This window comes from Vibrio sp. 10N.222.55.C6 (assembly GCF_041473395.1).
GTDB lineage: Bacteria > Pseudomonadota > Gammaproteobacteria > Enterobacterales > Vibrionaceae > Vibrio > Vibrio crassostreae_C.
This window is the reverse complement of record NZ_JBFRSD010000499.1, coordinates 1-301: the sequence shown is the minus strand read 5'-3', so window position 1 is coordinate 301 and position 301 is coordinate 1. Positions and strand designations below refer to the sequence as shown.

The following is a 301-nucleotide window of genomic DNA, read 5'->3' as shown; positions in this document are numbered from 1 at the left end:
GTCAAATGACTTCAGCTTAGCGGCAGTTTCGCCTGAGATCGGTTGAAGACATGTAGGGCACGATGAACCTTCAGTTGGTGGAAATGCAAGAGTTTTATTGTGTGTCTGAACAAATGTCTTAACGTGGGACCACATCTGAGCCCATTCTTGTGAACAGATGCCGGCAAGGTCATGCCCTTCAACAGCCTGACTGCGAGCTAACTCAGCAGCGCCTTGCTTTGTTTTGTAATAATCGTAAGAAGCCTTGATTAAGTCGAAGCGCTCTTGCTCTAACTTGTCTTTCAGCTTCACCAAGTAAGTA

At 46.2% G+C, this 301-nt stretch carries 1 pseudogene; it reads right to left on the bottom strand.

Going from position 1 to position 301, the window contains the following annotated elements:
- Positions 1-301 (bottom strand): annotated as a pseudogene (locus tag AB4486_RS24795) (ATPase); the annotation flags it as partial.